Origin of the sequence: Brachybacterium epidermidis (assembly GCF_015209585.1) — a bacterium.
In the GTDB taxonomy this organism is placed as follows: Bacteria; Actinomycetota; Actinomycetes; order Actinomycetales; family Dermabacteraceae; genus Brachybacterium; species Brachybacterium epidermidis.
The window spans coordinates 115,496-123,794 of the sequence record NZ_JADEYR010000007.1 but is presented as its reverse complement, the minus strand read 5'-3'; the positions used below and the strand labels follow the sequence as shown (position 1 = coordinate 123,794).

Genomic DNA, 8,299 nt, shown 5'->3' with positions numbered 1-8,299 from the left:
CAACCACCACCGCCGGCACTCCTCGCTCGGCTACCTAACCCCAGCCGAGTACGCTCGGCAGTGCACCCATCAAATGGAAACCGACGACTCACAGAACGTCCGGACCGAATGAAGGGGGCGGCTCACCACGCCTCCTCCAGAAGCACGCTTGCAAGCACGTACTCACAACGGTCCCGGTCGAGATCGGGGACGAGGTGGGTGAGGTCCTGCGTGGCGCTCTCGGCTGCCTGGAAGACGGCGGAGATCAGGGTCTGCCGGTTGGTCGCTCTCATGCGCCTGGACTGTAGCCAGGCTGGTCCACCTCACCAATCCCTGTGCGCAGTCCGATCTTGGATAGAGCGACGACGGCGTATAGACAACGGTCGAGCGCAAGCGGACTTGTGGAGGGGGGTCAGTGGATGCTCCACAATGCCTCGGCCAACCAACCCTCCACGAAGCCCATTGTGTTCTCAGGCGTCCATCCGAGCACCGAGGGGAACTTGCCCATGGTCGTCCGAAGATCGCTGGCGAACTGCGTGTCAGGATCGACATGCCGCAGCAAATAGGCCAGGACTGCCGTCAGGAAGTAGACCTTGTTGGTGTCGGCAGATACTAGGTGGTGCAGTTCCTGCCCCACCATGCGGCTGTTGATCTTGTCCGGCGGGTAAACAGTGCTCCTGTTCCAGATGCGCGCGTTGTGAGCGCAGTGGTTGCGGAGCACGTTCAGGGCCTTCAGCCAGCCGAACAACACCTGCGGATTCTTGACCCCGACCTCCCCCGCGATGCGCCGCGCGTCCTGGGGCTGCATCATCCGATAGAGCCCGATCAGGCAGCCCATCGTCATGAACTCGGTTGCGGCCCACACCGGCACCTCACCGTCGTACTTGGTGGCGAAGTGGACCACGTAATCCTCACGGTCTGCCTTACGTTGCAAGGAGTCGTACTCGCTGCGCCAGGTGTCGTACTTCGTCCCAACATGGTCGGGTCCGCGCGATACTGCGTTGCATCGCTGGGGGTCAAGGCCGCTGCGGTCCAGGTGGGCAAGGGGTCCGTGCTTCCCCAGGTGGTAGCCCACCTTGGTGCGAAGCGCGACCTCCAGTGACTGGATGGCGGGCAGCAAGGTACGTCGAAGCCGGTGGTCGAAATCGTGGAGCGCCACGGCATCCGACAGGCACGCGCCCGCCACGAAGTCGTCCGAGCGGTGCACGCTCCCAGCATCGTCGGTGGTGAAGGCCCTCATCGGGTAGGTGTAGGCCGAGAGGCGGTAGTAGGGCCTGTCAATTTGTCTGTGTAAGCGGGGTGGTTACAGGTAGGGGTTGATGCGGTCGGGGTAGGCGGCGGCGAGCTGGGCGAGGGCCTGCTTCCAGTTGGTGACGACCTGGCCCTCGACCAGCCGGCCGGATGCTCGACGCTGGTCGGCGGGCTTGCCACGTTCCTTCTCCCGCTCCAGGGCGCGTTTGTCTTCGATGTTGCAGATCGCCAGCCACAACAGCTTCACGGCAGCGTCGGTCGAGGGGAAGTGCCCGCGGTTCTTGGTGACCTTCCGCAGCTGGAAGTTCAACGACTCGATGCTGTTGGTGGTGTAGATGACCTTGCGGAGCATCGGCGGGAATTGCAGGAACGGGATGAACCGCTCCCACGAGTTCGCCCAGGTCGCGGCTGCAGACGGGTACTTCGTGCCGAGCTCGGAGGCCTCGAACTCGGCCAGAGCATTCCTCGCGGTCTCTTCGTTGGGGGCGGTGTAGATCGGCTTCAACGCGGCGGCGACCTGTCTGCGGTCGGAGTAGGCCACGAACCGCATCGCTGCCCGGATCAGGTGGACCACGCAGGTCTGGACCATCGAGTCCGGCCAGGTCGCCTCGATCGCCTCTGGGAGCCCCTTCAGGCCGTCGCAGCAGACGATCAGCACGTCCCTGACGCCCCGGTTGGCCAGGTCCGCGCAGACGTGGGCCCAGAACGCCGAGCCCTCGGTGTCTTGGACCCAGATGCCCAGCACGTGCTTGATCCCGTCGAGGTCGACTCCTACGGCGATGTAGGCGGCGCGGTTGAGGACCTGGTTGTTCTCCCGGATCTTGATGCGGATCGCGTCGAGATAGATCACGGGATAGAACTCCTCCAGCGGCCGGGTCTGCCAGGCCAGGACCTCTTCGCTCACGGCGTCGGTGATATTGGAGATCGTCTCGTGGGACAGGTCTGTGCCGATCGTGCTCGCCAGGTGGTGCTGGATGTCCCGGATCGTCATCCCGCCCGCGTAGAGGCTGATGATCATGTCATCCAGGCCCCCGAGCCGCCGCTGGCCCTTGGGGACCAGGCGCGGGGTGAACGAGCCGGCACGGTCCCTGGGGACGTCCAGCTCGATCGGTCCGACCTCGGACTCCACGGTCTTGGGTGTGGTGCCGTTGCGGGAGTTCCCGCTGCCGCGGCCCTCCGCGGCGTGCTTGTCATAGCCCAGGTGGCTGGTCAGCTCGGCCTGCAGGCCACGCTCCAGGGCGGCTTTCACCAGCGCGGGCACGAACCCGCCGTCGCCGGTGAGCTGAACATTGCCTGCGTCGATCTGAGCGAACAGGGCATCCAGCTGCCCCGAGGACTTCAGCTCCTCGACCAGGTCCCCGCCAGTGGGCTCACCACCGGCCTGCTTCTTCTCGTTGGTCATGGTCATGATTCTTACCGTTCCTTTCAGTACGGCTTACACAGACCATCTGACACGCCCCGGTAGTAGCCGATGCGCTTCAACGCGCGAACCGCCTCGCGCTCGCTGCCCACGTCCAGCCCGCGACTGGCCAAGAGACGAACCTGTTGGTCGTAAGGAAGGTGGGGCTTGGAGTAGCGCATCACACTATGATTCCAAAGGAAAACCGGCCCATGCACGACAGGTGGCGCAAGGCCGGTTGCCGAGAGAGGGGCCGGTGTTTATGCCCCCATGGTAGCCGCCAGGGCAGACCTCGCGTCAAGACTCCGCGCGGGTCTCCTGATTTCTGTGCCCTCCCCACAAGCCCGCCCGTGGGCTGGGAGGCAGGACGCAGCCTGTACGGTTTCCGGAATCTACCGCGTACGTCCTCCCACCGGAGGGGTGGCGTAGCCCCCTGTCAGCGCATTGACTGTGACACCCACTCGAGAAACCGTGAGACAGCGACTCGTCACGAGGGCCCCGCCAGCATGCTGGCGGGGCCCTCGTCGTCATGTTCATCCGGCGGTTTCGGGCTTGGATCCGTGAATGCCTCGGTCGAACCGGTGTTCTGGATCCCGCCGTCGCCCGACCGCGCAGCAGTGCCCCCGTTACCCCGCGGCATGGTCCACGTCTGCTGCGGTGAGGGATGCGTGTGGCCTCGAGTCGGGATCAACTTCTACCGCCGAACCGCCCGTTGTATCGCGGGCTGTGCTCCGCATCTGGAAGATCTGTGATCGCGATGCTTGCAAGCGGGTCTCACCCAAGCAAAGCTCGCCGAGCACAGTGGTGTTCCGCAGCCCGACATCGCTGCGTACGAGAGCGATCCTTCTCGTGCTGGAGCGCCACCGCATGAGCAACCTGCGGATCTTCGGCTCCGTCCCTCAGCACCAGGAGCACGCCCATAGCGACATCGGCCTGCTCGTGTATGTGGACCCCGACCTGGACCTGCTCGATCTCATCGATGCCGCGAGCGAGCTGGTTGCGCTTCTGGGCAGGGGAGTGGACCTCATCACTTCAAGGTCCCTCCGCTACCCGCCCCTTCCTCTCGGTAGGGGGGCCTGAGCGCGAGTTCGTGCTGGTCACAGCCTCGACGCCCCTACCTGATACCGGGGGTGGGTAGTGTGCGAAGCGGGGTTTCTGCGCTCCCTGCGCCGGTCCCCTCCGCTGACGAGAGGTGTTCGCCATGAGGATCGCGCTGATCTGCCACCCCCACCACCCCATCCGGGAGCCCTGGGCCGGGGGCATGGAGATGCACACCTCGATGATCACCGCGGCCCTGCTGGAGCGCGGCCACCAGGTCACGCTGTACGCCAAGGAAGGCAGTGAGATCCCCGCCGGTGCGAAGTTCGCGCAGATCGAGAGCAGCGAACACCAGTACGAGCTGAACCCGGACCAGCAGCGGGGAGCGCTGCAGGCGCGGCGTTCCGAGGAGGCGATCCGCCGGGCCTGCGAGATGGCCGCCAGCGCGGACGACGACCTGGTGGTCAACAACTCCCTCAGCCCCCTGCCGCACCAGCTGCTGAGCTCATGCCGCCTGCTCACCATCATGCACAGTCCCGTGCCGGTGCCCGCCGTCGTGGAGTTCTTCGCACGCACCTCTGAGCTTCCCGAACAGCACCGCTTCGTGACCGTTTCCGAATCCAACGCCGAGGCCTGGCGCGAGCACTACCCCGAGGTCGGCGTACTGCCCAACGGCATCGACATCGACTACTGGTCGGCCGCCCCCGAGACGTCGATCCCGACCGGTGAGTCGAGCACCCGGGCCGACGGACCCGCCTCCCGGCCCCACGACGGCCTACGAGAGCGCCCCGTCGCCCTGTGGACGGGCCGCATCACCCACCAGAAGGGCCTGCACGTCGCCATCGAAGCCGCCCGGCTGGCCGAGGTCGATCTGCGCATCAGCGGCTTGCGCTCAGATCCCGGCTATTTCGAGGAGAAGATTGCTCCGCACCTGCGGAAGGAGAGCGAGCACGACTCCACCGCACCGGCGTACCTGGGCCACCTTTCCCACGCCGAGATCCGCGAGCAGCTCAGCGCGGCCGACGTGTTCATCGCCTCGCCGCTGTGGGCCGAGCCCTTCGGGTTGGCCCCTGTCGAGGCGATGGCCACCGGCACGCCCGTGGCCGCCACCCCCCGGGGAGCGATGCCCGAGGTGATCGGCGACGGGGGAGCGGTCGCCGACTCCGCAGACCCCGCGGACCTCGCCGAGGCCATCCGGCGGGCCCTGCACATCAGCCCCGATGCGGCGCGCTCCAATGCCGCCCGGTACAGCCTGGAGGCCATGGCCCGCCGCTTCGAACAGCTCGTCTCCGAGATCCACTGAGCTCCATGAGGCAGTGAAGGACGACGGCTAGTCTGACCGTGCGCCAGCGGAACGCGAGACACGAGCAGGGGGATCCGCATGCGGGACCGTCAGGACGACTCGGCAGACTTCTCACTCCCGGACTTCTCCGGAGGCGGCAGCCCGGGTAGTTCCGGGGTGAGCGGGGGACCCGCAGGTGGTCCTGGTCCGTCGGGGCCCACCGGCCCTGCGCCGCAAGGACCGGGCGGTGGGGGATCGCGCCGCGGCCTGTGGCTCGCCCTGGGCCTGGGCGGTGCCGGTCTGCTGCTGGTGATCCTGGTGGTGGTGGGCCTGGTGCTGTCCCAGACGGTGCTCTCCGGCGGTGAGGACCCCACCGCCGGCGGTGACCCCACCACGGTGCAGGAGGAACCCAGCGACGAGGAGCGCACCCGGGGCGAGTACATCCCCAGCGAGGAGGAGACGACCCAGCCCGCACCGGAGCAGGGGCCCACCATGACCGTGGCCCCGTCCACCGAGTGCACGCTCTACGCCCCGGGCAGTGATCAGGAGCAGCCGGAGGGCGAGATGCGCGGGGGCGGCCTCTCCGTCCCACTTCCCAGCGGCTGGGAACGACTCTCCGGCAGCGCCGGGGAGCAGCCCCACCTGGAGGATTCCGAGAGCGCCTGGACACCGGTCGAGGCCGGCTGGTACACGGCCGTGACCGTGGGCCGCGTCGCCTACCCGGAGGAGACAGGCGGGTACCCCGGTGCCGAGGCCGCCGCCCGCCACCTCTTCGAGTGCTCCATCACCCGGGACGACTCCGCCGAGGTGTTCACCGACCAGCCGCAGGTCAGCGAGATCCACGAGGAGACCACGACCGTCGACGGCCACCCGGCCCACCTGTTCGAGGCCACGGTGGCCATCACCGGCGAGACCACCTTCGAATCCACCGACTCCTGGCGCTACGCCGCGATCGTGGTCGAGACCCCCGGCGGTCCCAGCGCTTTCGTGGGCGGTGCCGCCACCGGGCACGGCGACCAGATGCAGGACCTCGAGGACATGAAGGAAGGGCTCTCGGTCACGGAGTGACCGAGCGGGGCGCAGTGCGCAGCGGGCACGCGTCCGCGTGATGCAATGGGCCCCATGACCGACACCCCCCGCGGCACTGCTGCCACCACCGACGCCTCGCCCGACCAGTCCGCCACCGATAGCCCGACGATCTTCCACGACCTGCACGCCTTCGTCGCCGAGCCGCGCATCACCGGGCTGTTCCTGGCCCCCGCCGGGGACCGCCTGGTCGCCGCCCGCACCGAGCTGAACACGAAGAGGAACGGGTACGTGACCGCGCTGTGGGAGCTGCCGCACTCCTCCCGCCGCTCCCGCGGGCACCGCTCCGCCTCCGATGCCGGTCAGTCCCCGCGTCGCCTCACCCGCGGCGTGGACGGTGAGGCGCTCGCCGGGTTCACCGCCCACGGCGACCTGCTGTTCACCGCCAAGCGCGACACGGGCGATGACGAGCACACGGACGAGACCACCCTGTTCCTGCTGCCCCGCGGCGGGGGCGAGGCCGTCGTGGTCGCCCGCCGTCACGGCGGCTTCGCCTCCCTGTCCATCGCGCGCGACAGCGGCCGCATCGCCCTGACCAGCGCGATCCACCCGCGCGCCGCCGACGACGAGGACGATCGCGCCCTGGCCTCCGAGCGGCGCGAGACCAAGACCTCCGCCATCCTGCACACCGGTCACCCGGTGCGGTACTGGGACCACGACCTGGGCCCCGCCCGGGACCAGGTGCTGATCGCCGAGCCCCTGGATCCCACGGACCCTGATCCGCGACTGGACCTGCGCCGACTGACCTCCTTCGGTCCCGCCGAACGACTGGGAGAGGTGGTCATCAGCCCCGACGGCGGCACCGTGTACGCCGACGTCAGCCGCACCCTGCACGGCACCACGTCCCGCTCACGCATCGTCGCGATCGATGCGGACAGCGGTGAGGTGCGCACGCTCGCAGCGCAGGACGATCACAACCTCGGCCTGGCGGCCCTCAGCCCCGACGGCTCCGTGCTGCTGCTGAGCCGCAGCACCGTGGCCAGCGACACCCGGCCCCTCGCGATGGAGCTGGTGAAGGCCGATCTGGAGACCGGTGAGCTCACCCCCGCCTACACCGGCTTCACCAACTGGCCCTCCGATGTGCGCATCGCCCCCGACAACACCACCGCCTACTTCACCGCCGACCTCGAGGGCCACGGCGCCATCCACCGCCTGGACCTCGGATCCGGCACCGTCACCGTGCTCACCGAGGATGTCCGTCACTACAGCGCCCTCGCCCTCGACGAGCGCTCCGGGCAGCTGATCGCGCTGGCCGACGCCATTGACGCCCCGCCGCTGCCGGTGCGCTGCGACCCCGCCACCGGCGAGATCAGCCCCATCCCCTGTGGGATCGAGGCGCCTGCCGTGCCCGGGTCGCTCACCGAGGTGACCGCGACCGCGGAGGACGGTACCCCGCTGCGCGCCTGGCTGTGCCTGCCCGAGCGCGCAGGGGCGACAGAGCCGGCACCCCTGCTGCTGTGGATCCACGGCGGGCCCTTCGGATCCTGGAACTCCTGGACCTGGCGCTGGAACCCCTGGACCGCCACCGCCCGCGGCTACGCGGTGCTGCTGCCGGACCCGGCGATCTCCACCGGCTACGGCCAGGAGATGATCGACCGCGGCTGGGACCAGCTGGGCGGCAGCCCCTACGACGACATCATGCTCCTGACCCGCGCCACCCTGGAGCGTGACGACATCGACGAGACCCGCAAGGCCGCCCTGGGCGGCTCCTACGGCGGGTACATGGCCAACTGGATCGCCGGCCGTACCGGCGACTTCTTCGACTGCATCGTCACCCACGCCTCCCTGTGGGCGCTGGACCAGTTCCGTGGCACCACCGACACCGCCTCCCACTGGGCCGCCCACCTCAGCGACGAGCACAACGCGAAGTACAACCCGGCCGACGGCATCGACGCGATCACCGCCCCCATGCTCGTGATCCACGGCGACAAGGACTACCGGGTGCCGATCGGGGAGGGCCTGCGGCTGTGGTTCGAACTGCTGACCGCCGCTGACCAGGACCCCGAGGACAACCCCCACCGCTTCCTGTACTTCCCGGACGAGAACCACTGGATCCTCTCGCCCAACAACTCGGTGATCTGGTACGAGACGGTGTACACGTTCGTGGACCGCCACGTGCGGGGGATCGAGGCAAAGATGCCCCGCCTGCTGGGCTGACAGCAGTTGACAGCTGTTCTACAGTGAATCCTCGTTGAAGGCTGTACTGTCGATCAGTAGCGCAACGCCCCCGACTAGCCCCCCGGGGGTGCGAACCGTGGCGCCTG

The 8,299-nt window shown here is 68.2% G+C and carries 8 protein-coding genes; 4 read left to right on the top strand and 4 right to left on the bottom strand.

Annotated features, from left to right (window positions below; all coding sequences use genetic code 11):
- Window positions 1-122: 122 nt before the first annotated feature.
- From IOE58_RS08500 to IOE58_RS08485, 4 genes are all read right to left on the bottom strand, one after another.
- Window positions 123-272, bottom strand: a complete 150-nt coding sequence (locus IOE58_RS08500; RefSeq protein WP_193865964.1) for a hypothetical protein — start codon at window positions 270-272, stop codon at window positions 123-125.
- 119 nt (window positions 273-391) lie between these two features.
- Window positions 392-1,261 carry an Abi family protein gene (locus tag IOE58_RS08495; RefSeq protein ID WP_348981927.1) on the bottom strand — a complete coding sequence of 290 codons (870 nt, stop codon included), beginning with the start codon at window positions 1,259-1,261 and terminating at the stop codon, window positions 392-394.
- Between the two features lie 21 nt (window positions 1,262-1,282).
- Window positions 1,283-2,632: an IS256 family transposase gene (locus tag IOE58_RS08490; RefSeq protein WP_193865190.1), complete on the bottom strand. Its 1,350-nt coding sequence runs from the start codon at window positions 2,630-2,632 to the stop codon at window positions 1,283-1,285.
- A gap of 23 nt (window positions 2,633-2,655) precedes the next feature.
- A complete protein-coding gene (locus tag IOE58_RS08485; protein ID WP_193865962.1) occupies window positions 2,656-2,811 on the bottom strand; it encodes a hypothetical protein in 156 nt (51 codons plus the stop codon).
- A gap of 685 nt (window positions 2,812-3,496) precedes the next feature.
- Here IOE58_RS08485 and IOE58_RS08480 point away from each other — a divergent pair.
- The 4 genes from IOE58_RS08480 to IOE58_RS08465 all read left to right on the top strand — a co-directional run bounded on the left by IOE58_RS08480 (window position 3,497) and on the right by IOE58_RS08465 (window position 8,192).
- Window positions 3,497-3,709 (top strand): hypothetical protein, encoded by a 213-nt coding sequence (locus IOE58_RS08480; RefSeq protein ID WP_193865961.1) that lies wholly within the window; start codon window positions 3,497-3,499, stop codon window positions 3,707-3,709.
- A 121-nt stretch (window positions 3,710-3,830) separates the two neighbouring features.
- Window positions 3,831-4,970, top strand: coding sequence for a glycosyltransferase (locus tag IOE58_RS08475; protein WP_193865960.1), 1,140 nt, complete (start codon window positions 3,831-3,833; stop codon window positions 4,968-4,970).
- 156 nt (window positions 4,971-5,126) lie between these two features.
- Entirely contained in the window at window positions 5,127-6,017 is an 891-nt protein-coding gene (locus IOE58_RS08470; RefSeq protein WP_193865959.1) for a hypothetical protein, read from the top strand.
- Between the two features lie 54 nt (window positions 6,018-6,071).
- Complete coding sequence (locus IOE58_RS08465) at window positions 6,072-8,192, top strand: S9 family peptidase (RefSeq protein ID WP_193865958.1); 2,121 nt, start codon at window positions 6,072-6,074, stop codon at window positions 8,190-8,192.
- Window positions 8,193-8,299: the final 107 nt, after the last annotated feature.